Source organism: Streptomyces sp. NPDC001714 (assembly GCF_042892755.1).
Classification (GTDB): Bacteria; Actinomycetota; Actinomycetes; order Streptomycetales; family Streptomycetaceae; genus Streptomyces.
Genome location: NZ_JBIAUL010000002.1, coordinates 268,095 through 290,411, shown reverse-complemented (window position 1 = coordinate 290,411; position 22,317 = coordinate 268,095). Strand labels below are relative to the sequence as shown.

18 protein-coding genes are annotated in these 22,317 nt (G+C 72.3%); 8 read left to right on the top strand and 10 right to left on the bottom strand.

What is annotated here, in order from left to right; genetic code table 11:
• The first annotated feature begins 101 nt into the window (after window positions 1–101).
• The 3 genes from sthA (at window position 102) to ACFY0P_RS05870 (ending at window position 4,245) form a co-directional block, all read left to right on the top strand.
• Window positions 102–1,505 carry a Si-specific NAD(P)(+) transhydrogenase gene (gene sthA, locus ACFY0P_RS05880; RefSeq protein ID WP_388907782.1) on the top strand — a complete coding sequence of 468 codons (1,404 nt, stop codon included), beginning with the start codon at window positions 102–104 and terminating at the stop codon, window positions 1,503–1,505.
• Between the two features lie 295 nt (window positions 1,506–1,800).
• Window positions 1,801–3,273, top strand: a complete 1,473-nt coding sequence (locus tag ACFY0P_RS05875) for an APC family permease (RefSeq protein WP_388907780.1) — start codon at window positions 1,801–1,803, stop codon at window positions 3,271–3,273.
• 12 nt (window positions 3,274–3,285) lie between these two features.
• Window positions 3,286–4,245 (top strand): hypothetical protein, encoded by a 960-nt coding sequence (locus tag ACFY0P_RS05870; protein ID WP_388907778.1) that lies wholly within the window; start codon window positions 3,286–3,288, stop codon window positions 4,243–4,245.
• Window positions 4,246–4,368: 123 nt separating this feature from the next.
• Here the strand turns inward: ACFY0P_RS05870 and ACFY0P_RS05865 are convergent, their stop codons facing one another.
• The 3 genes from ACFY0P_RS05865 to efeU all read right to left on the bottom strand — a co-directional run bounded on the left by ACFY0P_RS05865 (window position 4,369) and on the right by efeU (window position 9,169).
• Entirely contained in the window at window positions 4,369–5,532 is a 1,164-nt protein-coding gene (locus ACFY0P_RS05865; protein WP_388907776.1) for a HoxN/HupN/NixA family nickel/cobalt transporter, read from the bottom strand.
• Window positions 5,533–5,687: 155 nt separating this feature from the next.
• Window positions 5,688–6,959 (bottom strand): iron uptake transporter deferrochelatase/peroxidase subunit, encoded by a 1,272-nt coding sequence (gene efeB / locus ACFY0P_RS05860; protein WP_388907774.1) that lies wholly within the window; start codon window positions 6,957–6,959, stop codon window positions 5,688–5,690.
• A gap of 47 nt (window positions 6,960–7,006) precedes the next feature.
• Window positions 7,007–9,169 (bottom strand): iron uptake transporter permease EfeU, encoded by a 2,163-nt coding sequence (efeU, locus tag ACFY0P_RS05855; protein ID WP_388907772.1) that lies wholly within the window; start codon window positions 9,167–9,169, stop codon window positions 7,007–7,009.
• Window positions 9,170–9,422: 253 nt separating this feature from the next.
• Between efeU and ACFY0P_RS05850 the strand changes: the two genes are divergently transcribed.
• On the top strand, window positions 9,423–10,106 hold the full coding sequence (locus ACFY0P_RS05850; RefSeq protein WP_388907770.1) for a phosphatase PAP2 family protein: 684 nt from the start codon (window positions 9,423–9,425) through the stop codon (window positions 10,104–10,106).
• A gap of 1 nt (window position 10,107) precedes the next feature.
• Here ACFY0P_RS05850 and prcB read toward each other — a convergent pair whose 3' ends face one another.
• A complete protein-coding gene (gene prcB, locus ACFY0P_RS05845; RefSeq protein ID WP_388907768.1) occupies window positions 10,108–10,962 on the bottom strand; it encodes a proteasome subunit beta in 855 nt (284 codons plus the stop codon).
• A gap of 73 nt (window positions 10,963–11,035) precedes the next feature.
• Window positions 11,036–11,983, bottom strand: a complete 948-nt coding sequence (locus tag ACFY0P_RS05840; RefSeq protein ID WP_388907766.1) for a YbhN family protein — start codon at window positions 11,981–11,983, stop codon at window positions 11,036–11,038.
• Window positions 11,984–12,127: 144 nt separating this feature from the next.
• Here ACFY0P_RS05840 and ACFY0P_RS05835 point away from each other — a divergent pair, with 144 nt between their 5' ends.
• Window positions 12,128–12,511, top strand: coding sequence for a BlaI/MecI/CopY family transcriptional regulator (locus tag ACFY0P_RS05835; RefSeq protein WP_294007099.1), 384 nt, complete (start codon window positions 12,128–12,130; stop codon window positions 12,509–12,511).
• Complete coding sequence (locus ACFY0P_RS05830) at window positions 12,508–13,404, top strand: M56 family metallopeptidase (RefSeq protein ID WP_388907763.1); 897 nt, start codon at window positions 12,508–12,510, stop codon at window positions 13,402–13,404. The genes ACFY0P_RS05835 and ACFY0P_RS05830 overlap by 4 nt, the downstream gene beginning before the upstream one ends.
• 65 nt (window positions 13,405–13,469) lie before the next feature.
• On the opposite strand, the gene ACFY0P_RS05825 is transcribed toward ACFY0P_RS05830, so the two are convergent.
• Together ACFY0P_RS05825 and ACFY0P_RS05820 are read right to left on the bottom strand one after the other, a co-directional pair.
• Complete coding sequence (locus ACFY0P_RS05825) at window positions 13,470–15,815, bottom strand: glycoside hydrolase family 65 protein (RefSeq protein ID WP_388907761.1); 2,346 nt, start codon at window positions 15,813–15,815, stop codon at window positions 13,470–13,472.
• Window positions 15,812–16,546 (bottom strand): beta-phosphoglucomutase family hydrolase, encoded by a 735-nt coding sequence (locus ACFY0P_RS05820; RefSeq protein ID WP_388907759.1) that lies wholly within the window; start codon window positions 16,544–16,546, stop codon window positions 15,812–15,814. Before ACFY0P_RS05820 ends, ACFY0P_RS05825 begins: the two co-directional genes overlap by 4 nt.
• A gap of 77 nt (window positions 16,547–16,623) precedes the next feature.
• Here ACFY0P_RS05820 and ACFY0P_RS05815 point away from each other — a divergent pair, with 77 nt between their 5' ends.
• Together ACFY0P_RS05815 and ACFY0P_RS05810 are read left to right on the top strand one after the other, a co-directional pair.
• Window positions 16,624–17,319 carry a nucleoside/nucleotide kinase family protein gene (locus ACFY0P_RS05815; protein ID WP_388907757.1) on the top strand — a complete coding sequence of 232 codons (696 nt, stop codon included), beginning with the start codon at window positions 16,624–16,626 and terminating at the stop codon, window positions 17,317–17,319.
• A 52-nt stretch (window positions 17,320–17,371) separates the two neighbouring features.
• Complete coding sequence (locus ACFY0P_RS05810) at window positions 17,372–18,022, top strand: dihydrofolate reductase family protein (RefSeq protein ID WP_388907755.1); 651 nt, start codon at window positions 17,372–17,374, stop codon at window positions 18,020–18,022.
• A gap of 58 nt (window positions 18,023–18,080) precedes the next feature.
• On the opposite strand, the gene ACFY0P_RS05805 is transcribed toward ACFY0P_RS05810, so the two are convergent.
• The 3 genes from ACFY0P_RS05805 to ACFY0P_RS05795 form a co-directional block, all read right to left on the bottom strand.
• Complete coding sequence (locus tag ACFY0P_RS05805) at window positions 18,081–18,644, bottom strand: dihydrofolate reductase family protein (RefSeq protein ID WP_388907753.1); 564 nt, start codon at window positions 18,642–18,644, stop codon at window positions 18,081–18,083.
• Window positions 18,645–18,726: 82 nt separating this feature from the next.
• Window positions 18,727–20,544, bottom strand: a complete 1,818-nt coding sequence (locus ACFY0P_RS05800; RefSeq protein WP_388907751.1) for a hypothetical protein — start codon at window positions 20,542–20,544, stop codon at window positions 18,727–18,729.
• Window positions 20,545–20,591: 47 nt separating this feature from the next.
• Entirely contained in the window at window positions 20,592–22,316 is a 1,725-nt protein-coding gene (locus tag ACFY0P_RS05795; protein ID WP_388907749.1) for a hypothetical protein, read from the bottom strand.
• Between the last annotated feature and the right edge of the window lies 1 nt (window position 22,317).

Here is a 22,317-nt window from a genome sequence, read left to right as displayed (position 1 = left end):
CCCCGTGAGGCGCGCAACGGGCCTGGTCCGTACCGGATTTCACGCGAAGGTTGCCCGTTCACCCTTTCGAAGCGGGGGCGGCTGCTGACAGACTTCGCAGGGTGCCCGACTTCGACATGCTCGTCATCGGTTCCGGACCCGGCGGTCAGAAGGCCGCCATCGCCGCGGCCAAGCTCGGCCGCCGGGTCGCCGTCGTGGACAGCCCCGACATGGTCGGCGGTGTCTCCATCCACACCGGGACCATCCCCTCCAAGACCCTGCGCGAGGCGGTCCTCTACCTGACCGGCCTGACCCAGCGCGACCTGTACGGCCAGAGCTACCGGCTGAAGGAGGAGATCACCGTCGCCGACCTGACCGCGCGCACCCAGCACGTGGTCAGCCGCGAGGTGGACGTTATCCGCAACCAGCTCTCCCGCAACCACGTCACCCTCTGCTCCGGCGTCGGCCGGTTCGTCGACCCGCACACCGTCGCCCTGCGCGAACCGACCGGCAACGAGCGGCTGTTGAGCGCCGAGCACATCATCATCGCCACCGGCACCCGGCCGGCCCGGCCGGACAGCGTCGAGTTCGACGGCCGTACCATCATGGACTCGGACAACGTGCTGTCACTGGAGCGGGTGCCGCGCTCCATGGTCATCGTCGGTGCCGGTGTCATCGGCATGGAGTACGCCAGCATGTTCGCCGCGCTCGGCAGCAAGGTCACGGTGGTCGAGAAGCGCGCGGCCATGCTCGACATGTGCGACGTCGAGGTCGTCGAGTCGCTCAAGTACCACCTGCGGGACCTGGCCGTCACCTTCCGGTTCGGGGAGACCGTCGCCGCCGTCGAGCGGCATCCGCGGGGCACGCTGACCGTGCTGGAGAGCGGCAAGAAGATACCGGCGGACACGGTGATGTACTCGGCGGGCCGCCAGGGCCTGACCGACGGACTCGACCTGGACAAGGCGGGCCTGTCCGCGGACCGGCGCGGCCGGATCAAGGTGGACGAGCACTTCCGCACCGAGGTACCGCACATCTACGCCGTCGGCGACGTCATCGGCTTCCCGGCGCTCGCCGCGACCTCGATGGAACAGGGACGGGTCGCCGCGTACCACGCCTACGGGGAACCGGTCGGGCAGATGGACAACCTCCAGCCCATCGGCATCTACACGATCCCGGAGATCAGCTTCGTCGGCCGGACCGAGGACCAACTCACCGGGGACAGTGTGCCGTTCGAGGTCGGGGTGGCCCGCTACCGGGAGCTGGCCCGGGGCCAGATCATCGGCGACTCGCACGGCATGCTCAAGCTCCTGGTCTCTCCCGAGGACCGGCGGCTGCTCGGTGTGCACTGCTTCGGTACCGGAGCGACAGAACTGATCCATATCGGTCAGTCGGTGATGGGCTGCGGCGGCACGGTCGACTACCTGGTGGACGCCGTGTTCAACTACCCGACGCTCGCGGAGTCGTACAAGGTCGCGGCCCTCGACGCCACCAACAAGCTGCGGCAGCTCGACCGGCTGGGGGACTGAGGGGCTCACGGAACCACTGCTTCCGGCGTGAGACTTGTCGGCCTCAAGTGGCATATGTGATTACCGGTCGGTCAGCTTGAAAGGTCAAAGAGTGCCGCTATAGTCACACCCACACACGCGGTGTGACCGTTCGCCGACTCTGGGCATGCGGCCCTCACCACCCCTTTCTCTTTCCGACCGGCCCCCTGCCCGAGGCCATCCCTCACCGGGTGCGGGGCGGGTCGTGCACCCCCCACCCGTACCACCGCGGGCCTGCACTCCCGTGCGCCCTGCACGACCGGAAAGCAGCACAACCATGAGCAACAACAGGGGCAGAGGGCTCCAGGCCAACGCCCTCGGCACGCTCGACACCGTGGTCATGGCCGTCGCGGGCAGCGCACCGGCGTACTCGCTGGCCGCGACCACCGCGGTGCTGGTCGGGGCGGTGGGGCTGGCCAGTCCGGCCGCCCTGCTGTGGTGCGCGATACCGATGCTGGGCATCGCGCTCGCCTTCAGCTACCTCGGCCGGATCGACGTGAACGCGGGCGCCAGCTACTCCTGGGTGGGGCGCACCCTGCACCCGTTCCTCGGCTTCGTCAGCGGCTGGGCGCTGGTGGTGTCCGCGACCATCTTCATGGTGGCCGGCTCGCTGCCCGCCGGGTCGATGACGCTGTCCCTGTTCGACTCGGGCCTCGCCGGCAACGTGGCCCTGTCCACGGTGGTCGGCGCCGCCTGGTTCCTGATCATGCTGGCGGTGGTGCTCGGCGGCGCCCGCCTCACCGTCCGCGCCCAGCTGGTGATGTCCGGCATCGAACTGGCGATCCTGCTGCTCTTCGCGGTGCTGGCCCTCTTCCACACCGGCAACGCCCGCAGCTTCGACTGGTCCTGGCTCGGCTTCTCCCACTTCGACGGCGTCTCCGGCTTCGCCTCGGGCGCACTCATCGCCGCGTTCTACTACTGGGGCTGGGACGTCACCAGCAACCTCAGCGAGGAGACCCGCAACTCCCGCCGCACCACCGGCCTCGCGGGCCTGATCGGCGTCGGCATCGTCTTCGCCCTGTTCGAGGTCTTCACCATCGCCTCGAACGTCATCCTCTCCTCGGACCAGATCGATGCGAACAAGGCCAACGTGCTCGGCGTGCTGGGCGAGGAGATCTGGCCGGGCTGGGGCGGCAAACTGCTCATCGCCGCCGTGATGCTGTCCACCATCGCCACCCTGGAGACGACGCTCATCCAGGTCACCCGCTCGCTGTTCGCGATGGGCCGCGACCGGACGATGCCGACCGCGCTGGGACGGGTGCACCGCACCTGGAACACCCCGCACGTGGCGATCGGCGTGGTCGGCGCGGTGGCGCTGACCCTGTTCATCGCCTCCAACGCGCTGGGCTCGGTGGGCGAGATCCTCTACGACGCCATCTCGGCGATCGGCCTGCAGATCGCCGTCTACTACGGTCTCGCGGGCCTCGCGGTGGTCGTGGCCTACCGCAAGATGCTGTTCAAGTCGGCGGGCAACTTCCTGCTCGGCGGGCTGTGGCCGCTGCTCGGCGCGGTGTTCATGTTCTGGATCTTCGTCGAGTCGCTCGGCGAACTGAGCACCGCGGCCATCGCGATCGGCATCGGCGGGCTGGCCGTCGGCCTGGTCCCGATGCTCTGGTACTGGAAGCAGGGCAGCGACTACTACCGGCCGGCCAAGCTGGACGCCACCCGCACGGTCGAGGCCGACTACGTGCCCGACGACCCAGTCACCGTGCACGCCCAGGCTTACGAAGGCCTCCCCACCGACTTCTGAGGTACGAGTCCGATGGCGCGCGACCGTTTCGCCCCCGACTTCGACCCGGACTGCGGGGACGAATCCCTCACCTCGGCCCGTCAGGACATCGTCATCGGCCGCTGGCAGGGCCTGCGGGACCTGCTCCGGGCCACCGGCCCCCACTGGCTGGCCCGGGGACACCGGGTACGGCTGCTGGCGCAGGCCTGCGCGGGCAACTCGACGGCCGAGTCCTGGCTGGCCACCGAGCCGCACGGCGCCGACGCGCTGGTGCTGCGGGCGGCGACCGAGACGGCCCGGGCGTTCACCCTGGCCATCTCGGCGGGCCGGGGTGTCCCGATCGACCGGGCCCGGATCGACACCGCCGTGCTGGCCTGCCTGGCCGCCGCCGACGCGTACCCCCAGGACCCGACCCCCTGGGTCTCCCTGATCTCGGTGGCCCGGCTGTATCCGACCGGGGTGCGCCGGCAGGAACTCGCCCGCTGGTGGGACGAGTTGCACCGGCGCGACCCGTACAACGTGGAGGGCCATCTCCAGGTGCTCCACTACTACTCGGCACGCTGGCACGGTACGCACGGCCTGATGTACGACTTCGCCCGGGACGCGGCCGGGGTCGCCCCGCCGGGCTGCGCGCTGCCCGTCCTGGTGCAGTACGCCCGCGTCGAGGAGTTCCGGTATGCCCTGGACGCGGCGCAGGGACAGCAGAACGCGGTCGCGCTCAGCCAGCACTGGAAGCACGACGGCGCGGTCAGCGACGTACGGCGCACCTGGGAGCGCTGGATCGCCCAGCGCGCCGAGGGCCCGGTCGCCCCGGGCGAGCTGCGCGACCTCAACTACCTGACGCACGCGGCCTGTCAGGCGGGCGTCACGGACCTCGCGGTGGAGCTGCTGCGGCTCCAGGGGCGGCGGGCGACCCGTACCCCGTGGTCGTACACGGGCGACGCGGAGAAGCAGATCATCAAGTGGCGGGCGGATCTGAAAGTACGCGGCTGACGAGCGCCCCGTAAGGGGCGCTGGGAGTACCCCCGGCCGAAGACTGGGGGAGGAACTGCGCGACCGGCCACGACGGCGCCGCCGTCGCAGGACGGCACGTCGCGGCACTTCCAGCGGGCGCGCTCAGCCCTCGGTCTGCTCGGCGGTCCGGGGGCTCAGCCCCGCCGTCCACTTCTCCTCGATGCGGCCCGCCTTCCACACCACCAGCGCGATCGCCCAGGTGGCGAAGAAGAGGCCGACGATGACAAAGCCGACGGTGTTGAGGTCGAGGCCGGAAACCCAGTCCCAGAAGACGCCGTGCAGGTCCATCTTGTCGGCGAGCAGACCGAGGAGTTCCACGGTGCCGATGATCAGCGCGACGGCCACGGACAGGCCGGTGATGGTGAGGTTGTAGTAGACCTTGCGGACCGGCTTGGAGAAGGCCCACTCGTAGGCGAAGTTCATGAACGAGCCGTCGATGGTGTCGAGCAGCGACATCCCGGCCGCGAAGAGCACCGGCAGGGTGAGGATGGCGTACCAGGGCAGGCCGGAGGCGGCGCCGGAGCCGGCCAGGACCAGCAGGGCGATCTCGGTGGCGGTGTCGAAGCCGAGGCCGAACAGCAGGCCGAGCGGGTACATCTGCCAGGGCTTGCGGATCGAGCCGGTGACCCGGCCGAGGAAGCGGTTCATGAAGCCGCGGTTGTTGAGCTGGGTCTCCAGTGCGGCCTCGTCGTAGGCGCCGGAGCGCATCTGCCGGAACACCTTCCAGATGCCCGCCAGGATGACCAGGTTGATGCCGGCGATGAGGTAGAGGAAGGTGCCGGAGACCGTCGTACCGATCAGGCCGGTGACCTCGTGCAGGTGCGAGCCGTCGTCCTCGACGGGGCCGGCCAGGGCCTTCATGCCGAACGAGAGCAGCAGGGAGAGGCCGAAGACGATGCTGGAGTGGCCGAGGGAGAACCAGAAGCCCACGGACAGCGGGCGCTGCCCCTCCCCCATCAGCTTGCGGGTGGTGTTGTCGATGGCCGCGATGTGGTCGGCGTCGAAGGCGTGCCGCATGCCCAGCGTGTACGCGGTCACGCCGATGCCTATGCCGAACGACTCGGTGCCCACGCTGAAGTGCTGCGGCGCGATGATCCCGACCAGCGTCCCCCAGCCGATGACGTGCAGGGCCAGCACGAATCCGGCCATCCCACCGACTCTGATCCACTCCTGGCGTGTCATGGAGCCCCGGACACGGTGCCAGGCCGAGCGCTTGGTCTCGGCCTGGGCGGGGAGGGACGGAGCGGAACCAGGGGCAGCCGTCATCGGGAGGTGACATCCTTCGGTCGAGCGATGGGCAGCTGCCGTCGGCAGCCTTGTGCCATCCTCCCGTACTTGCACATCGTTCGCAGTAGCGCCTATACCAGGGCTTCACCAAGAGAACGTCATGAGAAGGTAAAGGCCAGGGGGGGCGGTCGAGCTCAGGCCGCCAGCAGTCCGCTCCCCAGCCAGTCCTCGGCGTTCTTCACGCCCGGCAGCGCGAAGAAGTAGCCGCCGCCGGTCGGGGAGATGTAGTCGACTAGGGGCTCGTCGATCAGCCGGGTCTGGGTGGCCTCGAACTGGCGCTGGACGTCCTGGTTGTAGCAGCAGAAGACCAGGCCCATGTCGAGGTTGCCGACGCTGTCGACGCCCCGGTCGTAGTTGTAGCCGCGGCGCAGGATGCGGGTGCTGTCGGTCCTGGCGGTGCGCGGGTTGGCGAGCCGGATGTGGGCGTCCAGCGGGATGGCGTTGCCCCTCGGGTCCTTGGCGTAGTTCGGGATGTCGGTCTCCTTGGCGCCGTCCAGGGGGGCGCCGGTGTCCTTGCGGCGGCCGAACATCAGCTCCTGCTCGCTGAGCGAGACCCGGTCCCAGAACTCCACGAGCATCCGGATGATCCGGACCACCTGGTAGCTGCCGCCCACCGTCCAGGCCGGCTCGCCCTGTCCCTCGCCGACCCAGATCAGCCGGCTGGTCTCCCGGGCCGAGGTGACGTCCGGGTTGGCGATGCCGTCCTTGAAGCCGAGCAGGTTGCGCTGGGCGCCGGTGGGCCGCGGGGCGTTCTGGAAACCGTCGATCCGCCACCTGATCTGCATGCCGCCCCGGGTGTGCCTGGCGATGTCCCGCAGGGCGTGCAGCACGGTGTCCGTGCTGTTGGCGCAGATCTGCAGCGAGAGGTCGCCGTGGCACTCGGCTGCCTTCAGGTTGTCGTTGGGGAAGGTCCGCATCGGCGTCAGCCGGGCCGGCTTCGCCTTCGCCAGGCCGTAGCGGTCGTCGAACAGGGAGGCGCCGACGCCGACGGTGACGGTCAGCGCGTCGGAGGGGACCTCGGGGCCGAGGATGCCGTTGTCGGCGGGCGGCGCGCCGACGCCCAGGTCGTCGGGGGTACCGCCGGAGGTGAGGAAGCGGGCCCGTGCGGTGATCGTCTTCAGCAGGTCGGCGAGCTCCTGCCGGCTGTCGGCGATGACGTCGAAGGAGACGAAGGTGGCGGCGGCCGGGGCCGGGGTGAGGATGCCGGCCTGGTGGGTGCCGTGGAAGGGGACCATCGTGGTGCTGCTCGCGTCGGCGGCCTGGGCCTCGGCGGTGCCGCCGGCCTGGCTGAGCGCGAAGCCGCCGCCGGCCAGGACCGCGCCGGCGGCCCCGGCGCCCAGCGCCGTCCGCACGAAGGAGCGGCGGCCCGTGCCCATCGGGCAGGACGGGGTGTCGGCAGCGGACATCGGAGGGTTCCCTTCGTCGTGCGGGTGCGGGTGTGGTGCGGCGTTCATCAGGCGGACTTCCTGATCTCCAGGAGGTCCGGCACCGGGGCGAGGTCCTCCAGGAGCTGTCCGGTGGCTCCGGCGATCCGCTGCCGGGTGACGGTGTCGAGCTGCTCGACCGGGGTCCAGGTCGTGCCCTGGTGCTCGGCGTCCAGGAGCTGCTGGAGGCGGGTGATGTCCGCGTCGACGGCCGGCAGCAGCTTCGGCGCCCGGGTGGTGAGCAGCGGGCGCAGTACGGTGAGCAGTTCGCGGGTGCCGGCGAGGTTGGCGTTCGCGGTGGCGAGGTTGGTGCCGCTGCCCTCGTCGGTGTCGGCGGTCAGCTCGAACTGGAGGGTGTTCTCCAGGATCTCGTGGGCGCGCAGCGGCAGGTCGCCCGGGTCGAAGTCCTGGGTGGGGAACGCCTTCTGGAGCCCGGCCGCCGCGTCCGCGAGCGCCTGCGCCGGAGCCTTCAGCTGCTCCGCGGTCTGCCCGTGCCACAGCCCGTACTCGACCCGGTGGAACCCGGCGAAGTCCTTGTCGGCCACCCCGCCGGGGAGGCCGTCGGCACGGCCGTTGATCTTCTTGTCGAAGTCCTCGAAGGTGCCGTAGGCGGCACCGAGGGAGGAGTAGGTGAGGTGGGCGGTCAGCCAGTCGGTGCGGGCCCTGTCGAGATGGTTGCCCGCGATGTCGGCGTCGAGCGTGCGGGTCTGCGCGACGAGGGTGGCCAGGCCCTGTCCGACATACGCCTTGTAGGCCTTCAGCGGCGCCGCGAGGTCGTTCTCGGAGACCGGTACGACCGCTTTGGTGCTGCCTCCGCCACCGCTGACGGTGACCGACGCGGAGGTGACGGCCTTGCCGCCGGAGGGGACACAGCGCCAGGCGTAGGTGCCGCCGGCGACCGTGGCGACCAGGTCCCGGGTGGTGCCGGGGGCGAGGCCCTCGACCTCGCCGTAGACCGCGTTGGTGCTCGGGTCGATCAGATACACCTCGGAGGTCTTGCCGCCGGTGTTCTGCATCTGGAAGGTCTGCCGGCCCGGCTTGGGCGCGGTGAAGCCCTTGCCGCACTCGGTCTCGGAGACGGCGACGGTCTCGCCGCTGGTGGGCTTGGGCCGGGCGAAGGCGACCACGAGCCCGGCCACGACGGCCGGGACGGCGACCACGGCGACGGGCACCACCCAGGCGGGGCGGCGCCGCGCGCCCGTGGCGGGCTGCGGCTCGGGCTCGCGGGCGGCCGGCACCGGCTCCGGCTCCGGCTCCGGAAGCTGGGTGGCGGGCGTGGGCGCCGGCGTATCGGCCACCGGCTCGGGGGCGGCCTCCGGCTCGGCGACGGCCGGCCGCGGTGCGGACGTGGCGGCGGCCGGCTTCGGCGCACCGGCACGCACTCCGCGCACTCCGCGTACGAACAGGGTCATCACCACGGCGAGATAGCCGGCGTATCCGATCACCTGGAGCCAGGTCATCGCCGGGGTGATGTTGAGGACGCCCTGGAGGAGGGTGCTGTACCAGGAGCCGGCGTCGACGTGGGCGCCGAGGTCGAAGGCGTACGCGGTGTCGCCCGCAAGGACGCCGCCCTCCTGGAGATCGCGCAGCCCGTAGCCGAGGACGCCGGCGGCGATCACGATCAGGACCGCGCCCGTGTAGGTGAAGAACCGGGTGAGGTTGATCTTCAGCACGCGCCGGTACAGGCCCCAGCAGAGGCCGGCTGCCAGGACCAGGCCGATCCCGGCGCCGGCCAGGGGGCCCGCGGACTCCCCGGCCGCCCGGGCGGTGGTCCACAGGAACAGCGCGGTCTCCAGGCCCTCACGGCCGACCGCGAGGAACGAGGTCAGGATCAGCACGCCCGAGCCCATGGCCAGGGCGCCGGTGACCTTCTCCTTGATCTCGCCGGCGAGGGAGCGGGCCGAGCGGCGCATCCAGAACACCATCGCGGTGACGAAGGCGACCGCGACCACGCTGAGGGTGCCGCCGAACGCCTCCTGAGCGGTGGCGGAGAGGGAGGCGGCGGTGAAGGTGAGCACCGCGCCGAAGCTCATCGCCAGCGCGATCGCGGCCAGGACACCCGTCCACACCTGCGGCAGCCGGTTCCTGGCCCCGGCCCGCACCAGCGTGGCGACGAGGATCGAGACGATCAGCCCGGCCTCGAGACCTTCCCTCAGCCCGATCAGGAAACTAGGAAACGCGTCGTCCCACATCCGCCGCAGCCCTCCCCGGCAGGCCCGTCCCCGCCCCTTGGCTCGAACTTAGTGAAGGCATGCCTTACTCCGCCGACCATGATGACTACACCCATGTAGTCAGCCGGTCATGAACTGGCAATGGTGCGGCAAAGCCCGTGACCGGACACGGACACAGACAGGCGGGAACACCGGCGGGACGGCAATCGTCTACATTCGGGTAGACCGTCTACATCTTCGTAGTCACCGCAACGGGAGGGCCGTCGTCGGCGTCATGGACCACAAGAGGACCGCGGAGTTCGCGGGAAGTATCGCGTTCGGGGCCTGGGCGGCGTTCGCGGTGCTGGCTCTGGTCGTGACCGGCCGGCATGGCGTCCCGCTCGCCCCGGACCGCACGCTGCTGGCCTGGTCCCTCGGTCATCGTCCCGACGTGGCGGTAGCCGTGGCCCGGGGGATCACCGCGACCGGCACCGGGGTCGTGCCGTACGCCCTGGTCGTGGCGGCCGGGGTGGTCGCGGGCCGCACCCGGCGGCAGCGGCTGGTCGCCGCGCTCCTCGGCGTGGGTTGCCTCGCCCTGGGCCAGACACTCCGTCAGGCCGTGATGGAGCTGGTCGCCAGGCCCCGGCCGCCGCAGGCCGACTGGCAGACCTCGGCCTCCGGCTGGTCGTTCCCCTCCGGCCACACCACCACGGCCGCACTGGCCGCCGGCCTCGTGATCCTCGCGGTCTGGACGAGGGCCCCGCACGGCCGCACACCGTGGTGCGCGGCCGTCGCCTGCTGGGCACTGGCCGTCGGGGCCACCCGGGTCTTCCTGGGTGTGCACTGGTGCACCGACGTGATCGGCGGCTGGCTGTTCGCGGCCGGGTGGCTGGCGCTCTGCGCGTGCGTGGCGGCCCGGTGGGTTCCGGACACGTGGACCCGGGACGACCTACCGGAGAGACCGGTGACCGCCCCGTGAGTCAGGACGTCGCGCCGGGTCCGTCGGGGCGGGTGCGGCGCTGGTCGACCATCTCCCGGGTCAGCTCCGCCGTCTCGGTCTCCGGCAGCCGTTCGAAACCGTCCTCCGTGATGACCGAGACCAGCGGGAAGATACGGCGGTTGAGGTCGGGGCCGCCGGTCGCCGAGTCGTCGTCGGCCGCGTCGTAGAGCGCCTGGAGTGCGGTCAGGGCGGCCTCGCGGCGGGTGAGGCCGGGACGGTACAGCTTCTTCAGGGCGCCGCCGGCGTACGGCGAGCCGCTGCCCTCGGCGTGGAAGGCGCGCTTCTCGTAGAGGCCGCCGGCCACGTCGAAGCTGAAGATGCGGCCGCGCGTGCCCTCCGGCGCCTTGGGGTCGTAACCGGCGAGCAGCGGGACGACGGCGAGGCCCTGCATGGCCTGGCCGAGGTTCTCCCGGATCATCGCGGCGAGCCGGCGGGCCTTGCCGTCGAGGGTCATGGGGATGCCCTCGATCTTCTCGAAGTGGGTCAGCTCGACCTGGTAGAGCTTGACCATGTCGACGGCGAGCCCGACGGTACCGGCGAAGGCGACCGCCGTGTGGTCGTCCGCGGGGTGCACCTTCTCCAGGTCGCGCTGGGCGATGAGGTTGCCCATGGTGGCCCGGCGGTCGCCGGCGATCAGCACGCCGTCGCGGTAGGCGAGGGCGAGGACGGTGGTGCCGTGCGGGAAGGCGTCCGGCGCGGCGACCGTGCCCGGGGGCAGCGGGCTGCGGGTGGGCAGCAGTTCGGGCCGGTGGGCGGCGAGGAAGCAGGCGAAGGACGAGGTCCCCGGCGTGAAGAACTCCTCCCCCAGCCGGCCCTCCGTGTCGTTCGCTGGCATACCAGTCCCCCTCCTGTCGGCCGACGACACCGGACTCCTACCTGATGCGGGGCGCCGGGAAACGCCCGCCCGGTCACAGCGCCCGGCGCCGCATCAGTAACCCGAGCACCAGCAGGCCCGGCAGCAGCGGCAGCCACACGGTCAGCAGCCGGTAGCCGAGCACGGCGGAGGCGGCCGCGGCGGCCGGGGTTCCGGAGACGGTGAGAGCGAACGCGAGGGCCGCGTCGAGGGAGCCGATGCCGCCCGGGGTCGGCAGCAGCGCGGCAGCCCCGCTGGCGGCGAGGTAGAGCAGCGCCACCCGGGCCGGGGACAGCGGCAGTCCGACCGCCCGGATCACGGCGAAGAGCACCAGCGCGTGCAGCCCGGCGAAGGTCAGCGAGCCGCCCCACAGCGCGGCCGCGCGGACCGGGCGTGCGTGCAGGGCCCGGATGTCGGCGGCCACGGCGGCCAGCGCACCCCGGCAGCGGGGCCAGACCCGGGCCCGGAGCAGCACCCCGGCCAGGGTGGCCGCAGCCGTCACGGCGAGGATCGCGGCCCCGGACACGTGCGGGACGCGCAGCAGTCCGGGGCATGCGGGAGCGAGCACGGCGATCAACGCCAGCCGGACCACGGCACCGGAGGCCGCCTTGACCGCGAGGGCCGACGCACCGCGGCCCGCCGGAAGCCCGCAGCGCATCAGGAACCGCAGGTTCACCGCGCCCGCGCCGAGCCCGGCGGGCAGCACGTGGTTGGCGGCCGACGCGGCGAACTGGGCGGCGACCAGCCGCCCGCCGGGCAGCCGGCGCGTGACCGCGCCCTGCTGGGCGAGCGCGGACGACGCCCAGGTCCCGACCGCCGCCACGGCCGCAACCAACAGCCACCCCTGGTCGGCGCCGGCCAGCCGGACCGCCCCGTGCGCCACGACCGGCCAGTGCCGCAGGACCAGCCAGCCCGCGCCGAGCAGCAGCACCAGGCAGGCACCGCTCTGCCAGTAGCGTCCCCGACGGCCCAGGACGGGTGTGGCGTTCACGTTCGGGACCATCGAGGCACCCCCCTGTTCCCCTGCGGCGCGCAGGACCCTCCATGGACTCAGGGACAAACACTGACAAATTAACCGGACTTACCGGCGGAGGCAGCGCGGGTAAGTCCATACGAACGGCGGCACTACGCGCTGTAAGGTTGTGGCATGGCTGGCACAGGGTCCCGCGGCAGGACGGAGCGGCGCAGCGCCGGGGAGCTGGAGAGCGAGGTCCTGGCGGCACTGTGGGCGACCGAACGCCCGTTGACCCCCGCCGAGATCCAGACCGAGATCGGCGGCGGGCTCGCGTACAACACCGTGCACACGATCCTGAAGCGGCTGTACGACAAGGGCCTGGTGCTGCGGGACGCCGACGGGCGGCGCGGTGCGTACCGGCCGGCGAAGAACGCGGCCGAGTTGACCGCCGAAGCCATGCACGAGGCCCTGGACCGGGGCCCGGACCCGATCGCGGCGCTCCAGCAGTTCGTGTCCGGGCTGAGCCCGGAGGAGGAGCGGGCGCTGCGGAACCTGTTCGCCGGAGGCGGCGCATGAGGTTCGACGTCTACACCCCGCTGCTGGTCTCCCTGCTGCTCCACCTGGTCAGCCCGCTGATCGCCCGCCGGGTCGCGCCGGCGCTGGCGGCGCGCGTCCTCGCGTCCGCCGCGGTACTGACCGCCGCCGCGGCCACCTGGTCGCTGGTCCTGCTCACGACGGCCCTGCTGGGCGACGCCCCGCCGGTGGTCCGAGAGGCCCACGAGGACGGGCGGCCGCTGGCCGACCCGGTGCCCGAGGTGATCGGCGTCGCCGCCTGCCTGGCGCTGGTCGTGGTGGTCTGGCGGGTGCAGCGGGCGGTGCGGGCCGAGCGGCACACCCGGCGGGCGCTGCGGCGGCTGTGCGAGGGGCATCCCAGGGACACCGAGCTGGTGGTGGCGGCCTGCGAGGTGCCGCGGGCGTTCGCGATCCCGGGGCGGCCGGGCCGGATCCTGGTCACCTCGGCGATGCTGGGCGCGCTGGCACCGGCGGAGCGACGGGTGCTGCTGGCCCACGAACGCGCCCACCTCAGGCACCGGCACGGCCGCCTGGTGACGGCGGTGACACTCGCCGCGGCGGCCAACCCACTGCTCGGCCCGGTCCGTTCCGCGGTGACCTTCCTGGTGGAGCGGTGGGCGGACGAGCAGGCGGCGACCGAGGTCGGGGACCGCGGCACCACCGCCCTGGCGCTGGCCCGGGCGGCACTCAGCGCGGGCCGCGCCGCGCGCCCGGCCTGTGCCCTCAACTTCACGGACCGCGCGGTGACGCGCCGGATCGCGGCACTCCAGACGACTCCGCCCCCGCAGTTGTGGCCCGCCGCGGCGGCCGTCCTCGCCCTGGGCGCGCTGGCGGCCCTGTTCGCGGCGGACGCGACGGGCGACCTGGTACACCTCCTTTTCAACGCCCTCACGTGAGCGCCCTTCTTTTTTGGGGGCGCCGGGGGTACCCCCAGCGCCCCTGAAAGACGGGGCGTCGTCGCTCACGCCGGTCGAGTCGGTGCCCTGTGCAGCGGCTGGGCCGGTGTCGGCCCCGGCCGGGTCGGCGGCACCGCCCGTACCGCCGGGCTGTCCGTGCCGACCGTCACCGGCTCGCCGTGGTGGTACACCGTCAGCGGCGGGCCGTCGAGCAGGGTGTACGTCGCCTTGTCGGCGCCGATCTCCACGCGGAGCCTGCTGCCGCGCAGTTGCAGGCTGAAGGCGAGCCGGCGCAGCCGCTCTGGCAGCCGGGGGGCGAAGCGGGCCCCGTCGTCGTAGTGGCGCAGCCCGCCGAAGCCGGCCACCAGGGCCATCCAGGTGCCGGCGAGGGAGGCGATGTGCAGTCCGTCGCGGGTGTTGTGCTCCAGGTCGTCGAGGTCCATCAGCGCGGCCTCGGCCGTGTAGGCGTGGGCGAGCGTGAGGTGTCCGGCCTGGGCGGCGACGACGGCCTGGCAGCAGGCGGACAGCGAGGAGTCGCGGACGGTCAGCGGCTCGTAGTAGGCGAAGTTGCGGGCGATGTGCTCCTCGTCGAAGTACGCCTCGCAGGTGTACATCGCCAGCACCAGGTCGGCCTGTTTGACGACCTGTTTGCGGTAGAGGTCGAAGTAGGGGAAGTTCAGCAGCAGCGGGTACTGCTCGGGGCGGGTGTTCTCGAAGTCCCAGCGCTGGTACCGGGTGAATCCGGCGCTCTGTTCGTGGACGCCGAGCTCGTGGTTGTAGGGGATGTGCATGGACTCGGCCGCGTCCCGCCAGGCGGCGCTCTCCTCCGCGTCGACGCCGAGCTCCGCCGCCTGCCGCGGGTGGCGTTCCACGGCGTCCGCGGCGGCCAGCAGGTTCGCGCGGGCCATCAGGTTGGTGTACGTGTTGTCGTCGGCGACCGCGCTGTACTCGTCGGGGCCGGTGACGCCGTCGATGTGGAAGGCGCCGCGGCTGTCGTGGTGGCCGAGCGAGCGCCACAGGCGGGCGGTCTCCACGAGCAGCTCGACACCGGTGTCCCGTTCGAAGTCGGTGTCGCCGGTGGCGGCGACGTAGCGGACCACGGCGTCGGCGACATCGGCGTTGACGTGGAAGGCGGCGGTGCCCGCCGGCCAGTAGGCCGAGCCCTCCGGTCCCGCGATGGTCCGCCAGGGGAACGCGGCCCCGTCCAGACCGAGCTGGGCGGCGCGTTCGCGGGCGGCGGGCAGGGTGTTGTGCCGCCAGCGCAGCGCCTCGGCGACGGCGCCGGGGGCGGTGTGGGTGAGGACGGGCAGCACGAACATCTCGGTGTCCCAGAAGGCGTGCCCGTCGTATCCGGAGCCGGTGAGGCCCTTGGCGGGTATCGCCCGCTGTTCGGCGCGGGCCCCCGCCTGCAGGACGTGGAAGAGGGCGAAGCGGACCGCCTGCTGGACCTCCTCGTCGCCGTCCACCTCCACGTCGGCGCGGGACCAGAAGTCGTCCAGGTAGCCGCGCTGGTCGTCGGCGAGCCCCTGCCAGCCCTCGTGGGCGGCGGCCGCGAGGGCCGCGTCCACCTGGTCGGCCATGGCGGGCAGTGAGCGCACCCCGGACCAGCCGTGGGCGACGAACTTCTCCAGCCGCAGCCGCTGCCCGGGCTCCAGGACGGAGGTGACGGTCAGCCGGGCCACGTCCACGCCGCTCTCGGCGCGGGCCGAGGTCCGCTCGGGACCGGAGACGGTGTGGTCGGCGGCGACCGCGACCCGCAGGCCGCTGCGCCGGGTGCGGTGGACCAGACGCAGCCGGCACCCGGAGGCGAAGTCGTCCTCCTGCTCCAGCGGCGACTGCAGCGCGAGCGCCGCACGGGGATCACCGTTCGAGTCGGGCAGTTGCTCGTTGGCGACCAGCTCGGACTGGACCACGATCCGGCAGCGCCGGTCGACGGCCTCCACCTCGTAGGAGACGGCGGCGATCGCCCGCTGGGTCAGCGAGACCAGCCGGGTGGAGCGCACCCGCACGGTGGAGCCGGCCGGCGAGGTCCACTCGCAGGTCCGCTCCAGGACGCCCCGGCGCAGGTCAAGGACCCGTTCGTGGGCGACGAGCCGGCCGTAGCGCAGGTCGAAGGGCTCGTCGTCGACCAGCAGCCGCAGGATCTTGCCGTTGGTGACGTTGATGACGGTCTGCCCGGACTCCGGGTAGCCGTAACCGGCTTCGGCGTACGGCAGCGGGTGCACCTCGTGCACGCCGTTGAGATAGCTGCCCGGCAGGCCGTGCGGTTCGCCCTCGTCGAGGTTGCCGCGCCAGCCGACATGGCCGTTGGACAGCGCGAAGACCGACTCGCTCTGTGCGAGCACGTCCAGGTTGAGCGCGGTCTCGCGGACCGTCCAGGGTTCCACGGCGTACGACCGTTGGGTGATCACTCCTTGCCTCCCAGCTCGGCGAGGTCCTTCACGACCGTGTCCGCGCCGTGTGCGTACAGGGCGTCCGTCTGCCCGACGCGGTCCACGCCGACGACGTACCCGAAACGGCCCGCCCGACCCGCGTCCATGCCCGCCAGGGCGTCCTCGAAGACCGCGGCGGCGACCGGTTCCACCCCCAGGTCCTGGGCGGCGGCCAGGAAGGTGTCCGGGTGCGGCTTGCCGGGCAGCCGCCGCTCGGCGGCCACGACGCCGTCGATGCGGACGTCGAAGAAGTGCTCGGCGCCGATCGAGCGCAGCACGTCACGGCAGTTGGCGCTGGAGGAGACGATCGCGGTGCGCAGCCCGTGCGCGCGGACCGCCTCCAGATAGCGCAGCGTGCCGTCGTAGGCCTCGACCCCCTCTGTGCGGATCTTCTCCAGCAGCAGTTCGTTCTTCCGGTTGCCGAGGCCGTGCACGGTCGGCGCGTCCGGTGGGTCGTCCGGCGTGCCTTCCGGCAGGTGGATGCCGCGGGAGTCGAGGAAGGCGCGGACCCCGTCGGCGCGGGGGCGTCCGTCGACGTACTCGTCGTAGTCGGCGACCGCGTCGAAGGGCCGCTGTCCGTCGTGGCCGCGCAGGAAGGCGTCGAAGGTCGCCTTCCAGGCCGCCGCGTGCACGACGGCCGTCTTGGTGACGACCCCGTCGAGGTCGAAGAGACAGGCCTGGATGGTGTCGGGCAGACCGAGTGCAGTCATGTCCCGCATCTTCCCCAGCGGACGGCTTCGAGGGGGTGGCGCCCGCCACATTCCGGGCCCGGTGTCACACTTTTTGCGTGCCGCTGACTTTCGACGACCTCCTCGACCGCGCCCGTTCACTGGCCGGACGGGCTCCGCGCGCGATCCTGGGCATCGCGGGCAGCCCCGGTGCCGGCAAGACGACCCTCGCCAAGCATCTGGTGCGGGAGCTGAACGGCAGCGGAGAGCCGTGGGCCGCGCATGTCCCCATGGACGGCTTCCACCTGGCCGACGTCGAACTGGACCGCCTCGGGCTCAGGGACCGCAAGGGGGCGCCCGCGACCTTCGACGCGGCCGGGTACGCGGCGCTGCTGCGGCGGCTGCGCGAGGAGACGGACGTCGTGGTGTACGCGCCGGGCTTCGAGCGGGTCCTGGAGCAGCCGATCGCGGGCGCGATCCCCGTCCTGCCGACCGCCCGGCTGGTGGTGACGGAGGGCAACTACCTGCTGCTGGCGGACGGTTCGTGGGCGCGGGTGCGGCCGGCCCTGGACGAGGTGTGGTTCTGCGAGATCGACGAGTCCGAGCGGATACGACGGCTGGTCGACCGGCACGAGGAGTTCGGCAAGGGCCACGAACAGGCGGTGGCCTGGGTGGCGGGCACCGACCAGCTGAACGCCGACCTGGTCGCGGCCACCCGGGACCGGGCGGACCTGGTGGTGCCGGAGACGGCGCTGCCCCCGCGGAAAAAGTCGCGGGGCGCTGTCGATCCGGCCGCCTCCCGTTCGACATCATGATGTGCGGCGTCTCGCCCCACGAGGACACGAACCGAACCTGGCGAGGAAACACGTGGATCAACTGCTGAGAGTCATGAACTTCGTCGTATCGGCCGACGGAGTCGCTGCCGGTGCCAGTGAGCACCAGAGCTTCGAGCGGCCGTTCGGCCTCGACCGTGCCGAGCGGCTGTTCGCCTGGGCCGGCGCCACCGCGAGCTGGCCCAACCGCACGGATGCCGGGGGCAGCCGGGGCCTCGACGACTACTTCACCCGGGACTTCGCCCGCAACATCGGCGCCGAGATCATGGGCCGCAACAAGTTCGGGCCCCAGCGCGGGCCCTGGCAGGACCACGAGTGGCAGGGCTGGTGGGGCGACGAGCCCCCGTTCCGCACCCCGGTGTTCGTCATGACCCACCACACGCGTCCCTCGTTCACGCTCTCCGACACCACCTTCCACTTCGTCGAGGGCGACCCGGCCACGGTCCTCGCCCAGGCCAGGGAAGCCGCGCAGGGCAAGGACGTCCGGCTCGGCGGCGGGGTCACCACCGTCCGCCAGTTCCTCGAAGCCGATCTCGTCGACACCCTGCACGTGGCGGTCTCACCGGTGAAGTTCGGCTCCGGCCTACACCTGTGGGAGTCCCCCGACGAACTCCTCGACCGCTTCCACCTGGAGGTCGTGCCCAGCCCGAGCGGCGTGACCCACCACCTGTTCTGGCGAAGGTGACGTGCTCGCAGTCCGGGCCGCCCGCGATGGACTCCGGCGCGGCCCGGGCCGCGGCGGTCTAGCGCACCACCCGGTGGCGGAGGTAGACGGCCCCCGAGCCGAAGGTGCGGGTCTCGACGTGTTCGAGATCCACCCGGCGCTCGTGCCGGGGGAAGTACGGAACGCCGCCGCCGACCAGCACCGGGTGGACCACGGTCCGGTACTCGTCGATCAGACCCCGTTCGGCCGCCTCGGCGGCGAGCGTCGCGCCGCCGATCGCGATGGCGCCGTCGCCCGGCTCGGCCCGCAACCGCTCGATCTCCTCCGCCACGCTGCCGGAGGCCGGCCGGGCCCGGCCCCGCACCTCCGACAGCGTGGTGGAGAACACCACCTTCGGGAGGGGCTTCCAGAGCGCGGTCCATTCTCGCTCGGCGTCGTCGAGCGCGGGATCCTGGTCGGCGGTCTCCCAGTACAGCATCGTCTCGTACAGCCGCCGCCCCATCAGATGGACGCCGACCTCCCGGATCTCGTCGATCCAGAAGCGGAAGACGTCCTTGTCGGGCGCCGCCCAGTCGAACGTGCCGTCCGGCCCGACGATGTAGCCGTCGAGTGACACACCCATCGAATAGGTCACGCTGCGCATCGCGAGTCCTCCTGCTCGGGAAACGGGTTCGACCGTACGACCGCCGGAGACCACAGGACTCATCGCCACGCGCGGAACGGCGCTAGCAGGCGGTCAGGACCAGTTCGGGCACCCCGTGGGCGTCCTCGGCCCCGATCGCGGCCGTGAACTCCTCGGTGTGCAGCGTCAGATCGCCTTCGAAGGACGGCGTGAAGTCCCCGCCGGGCCCGTACCGTACGGCGAACACGTGCAGGTGTTCCGGTGCGCCCGGCGCCGGTTCGGCCTCGTAGGCAGTCGAGGTGACCAGGTGGCGCCAGCCCTCGTCCGGGTTGCCGTAGCCGCGCGGGTCGGCGGCGAGGGCGAACGCGGCCTGCTCCTGGGTGAGTTCGGAGCGCGCGTCGAAGTGGTCCGCACTCTGCCCGGCGGGGTGCGTGAGGCGCAGGGCGCCCGCCGCGGCGGTTTCGCCCTCGGCGACCCGGCGCACCCGTTCGCCGTCGTCGGCCGCGTAGGGCAGCCCGGCCAGCAGGTACGGCGTGCCGTTCAGACGCTCCACGGCCACCGTCACCCACAGCCGGGTGCCGTCCGTGACGTACAGGGAACGTACGTGGCGCAGGACATGGTCGCGCCCCACGACCGGCTTGCTGACCAGTTTGGCGGTCAGGCCGTCGGCGTGGACGTCCCGGACCCGGACCTCGCCCATCGGCCGGCAGTACAGGAAGCCGTCCAGGACCGGGCCGAAGCCGTGCTGCCGGTTCACCGCCGCCGGGAGGTAGTAGGTGCCGCCGGCCTCGATCAGTGACGGGGTCATGCGGCTGTCGAAGGCCACCGAGACCGTACCGGCGCGGAGTTGGTGGCGGGCCGGGGCGGTCGCCGGGTCGCGGTGCCAGGGAGTGGTGTCCTGGATCTGCCAGACCAGCATCCAGGCGAAGTGCCCGTCGACACCGCCGTCCGGCTTGACGGCGTGCCGTCCCCAGTTCGTGTCGCCCCGGTAGCGGCCCAGGTCGGAGCCGATACGGGCGCCGAAGTAGCGCAGGCCGAGGACCGACTCGAAGGCCGAGTGCTGTTCGCTGTAGCGCGGTCCGCCGTTGTCGAAGCCGCCGCCCGTGAGCCGGGCGTCGATGTAGCGGGCGAGCGCGTCGCCGTCCTCGGCGAAGACCTCCTCGCCGCTGACCCGGTGGGCCTGGGCGAGGAAGGACAGGGAGATCGGCCCGTAGTTGTTGTCGTAGGCGCCGCCGTGCTCGGGGGGCAGCAGCTCGCCCCGGTCGAGGACGCGGTGAGCACGGATCCTGTCGGTGTACAGGGCGAGTGCCCGCTCCCGGATCGGCTGCGCCTCCTCGGGTGGAAGGTGCCGTGCCAGCATCAGGCCGCCGACCACGCACCCGATGGCCTGGTTGCCGGCCTCCTGCGGGTTGAAGAAGGTGGCCTCGGTCAGCCAGCGCCAGTAACCGCGGCCCAGCTCGACCAGCTCCGTGCACTGTCCCTCGTCGACCAGGCCCCCGGAGAGGTCGAGGATGTTCACGGCCTGGAGCAGCGCCCAGACCGTGCTGGGCCAGTCACCGATCGGGTGCGCGCCCGCCTCCAGGACGTAACGGGCGTATGGGAGACCGGAGTTGCGGACGGTGAGGTTGGGGTAGCCGGGGTTGTCCTCGGTGTAGACCCGTTCGCGCAGATGGAAGGCGAGGCTGCGGCGCACCGCCTCCGGCAGCCGCGGGTCCTTGGACCGCTGCCAGGCCAGGGCCAGCAGGGAGGTGACGCCGAGGGAGGTGTCGCCGATGTCGTCGTCCGCGTCGGGGTGTTCGAGGTTGCCCTCGGGGGTGAGGCGGGCCAGCGCCTGTTCGACGACGTCGGCGAGGACCGCGTCGTAGGCCTCGGGGGTGGACGGCAGGTCGTGCAGCGGGCCGAGCTGGCGCGGCAGGTGCATCGGAGGAGGTCAGCCCTTCGTTCCGGAGGTGGCCGTGACGTGGATGGTCAGGGGCGGGCGACGGGTGAGGCGCGGCGGGCGCGCAGTGTGACGCTCAGTGTCTGCGGGCCTTGCCCTCCGAGGTAGACGCGGTTCCCGGTCGTCGCGTCGGTGCCGCCCACCACGGTGTGGTCCTGACCCGGGTCGTACCGTAGTACGTCGCTCCGGTCCGGCCCGGCGAGCGGTTCGCCTGCCTCGACGTGGGCCTCGACCCGGATCTCGTCGGCACCGGCCCGGTAGGTCGTCGGTCCGGTCGCAAGGCACCAGCGTCCGTCGCCGATCGGTACCGCGCCCGTCGGCACGCCGCCCGGCCGGAAGGTCAGTTCGAGAGCCCAGGGCACCCGTGGTCCGCTGATGTCGATGCGCAGGTCGGCACCGTCCTCGCGCAGATCGACGTCGACGCGGGTCGTCTGGGAGACCTCGTCCCGGGGCCGGTCCGGGAAGGCCATGGCGGCCGAGAAACGTCCCTCGTCCGCCACCCGGTAGGCGCCGTCGTCCCGTCGCCGGTCCGGCGGGAGCGGCTGGTAGTAGGCGGCCGTGAGGGTCTCGGTGAGCCGGTACCGGTGGTCGGCGAGCTGTTGCATGCCGGCGGCGCGGAACGGGCCCAGGTCGAAGAATCCCCGGGAGAGGCGGACCGCGTCGAGGACGGCGTCGCCGGCGAACAGGCGCAGGAAGGTGGGGTTGCAGGCGAGGCCCGAGCGGATGCGCCGGTGCCCGGGCACGTCCGAGCCGCCGTACAGGACGCTGTGGGCGGTGGTGGAGGCACGTGAGGCAAGGCGCGCCGTGGTGAAGTACCGGTCGCGGGGAAGGGGTTCCGGCGCCGGTGCCGGGAGCGCGCGGCACAGGTCGGGGGTGAGGAGGGTCTCGGCGAGCAGGCCGGGGTCGTCGATGCCGCCGGCCGCCGCCGCGCGCGCCGCCCGGCTGAAGTCGCCCCGGCCGGTGCGGATCGCGAGCAGCCGGTAGTGCGGCAGGTAGGGCGCCAGCGGGAACGGGTGGTGCTGGTCCTGCCGGCGCGAGTGGACGGTCTCCACCGTGCCGTCCGGTCGGATGAGGTCCAGGGTCGCGGTGAGGTTGCGTTCGACGGCGTCCCGCAGGTCGGTGCGGCCGAGGACGTCGGCCAGGAGCAGCAGTGACGGGTTGGACACGTAGGACGCGTAGACGGCGCTGCGCTCCGAGTACAGGCCCTCCGCGTCGATGTCGACGCCCTCGGCGAGCCACGCGTCGATGCGGTCGAGCAGCCGGCCGTCCGGGAACGACCGGTGCAGCCGGGCCAGCGCCGCGCACAGTTCCCAGCGGTGGTTCGGGGTGTGCACCCCACCGGTCAGAAGGCCCCCGGTGGCGGCGCCGGCGATCTCGGCGAGCGCGTCCGTGACGTCGCCCAGTTCCGGCCCCGCGCCCGCGGCGAGGACGTGCGCGTCGCACACGTCGTTGACGGTGAACGCGGAGTCCGGCGGTGACTGCACGTTGTCGCCGCCGGCGAAGAGGCCGGTGCCGGTCTGTGCGGCCCGCAGGGCGCCGATGTGGGTCCTCGCGGCGGCGACGGCCTGCCTGCTGCCGTGCAGTGCCGAGTCCGGGGAACGGTACGCCGCGACCAGGGTCTTCACCCGGCGGGCCAGATCGCGGTGGGTCGCACCGGTGGGTTCGTCGTCGGGGGCGGCCGCCAGCGGGACGGTCGCCCGGTCGGCGGCGCGGGCCACCGACCGGACGAACTCGTGGTCGAGCGGGGTGGACAAA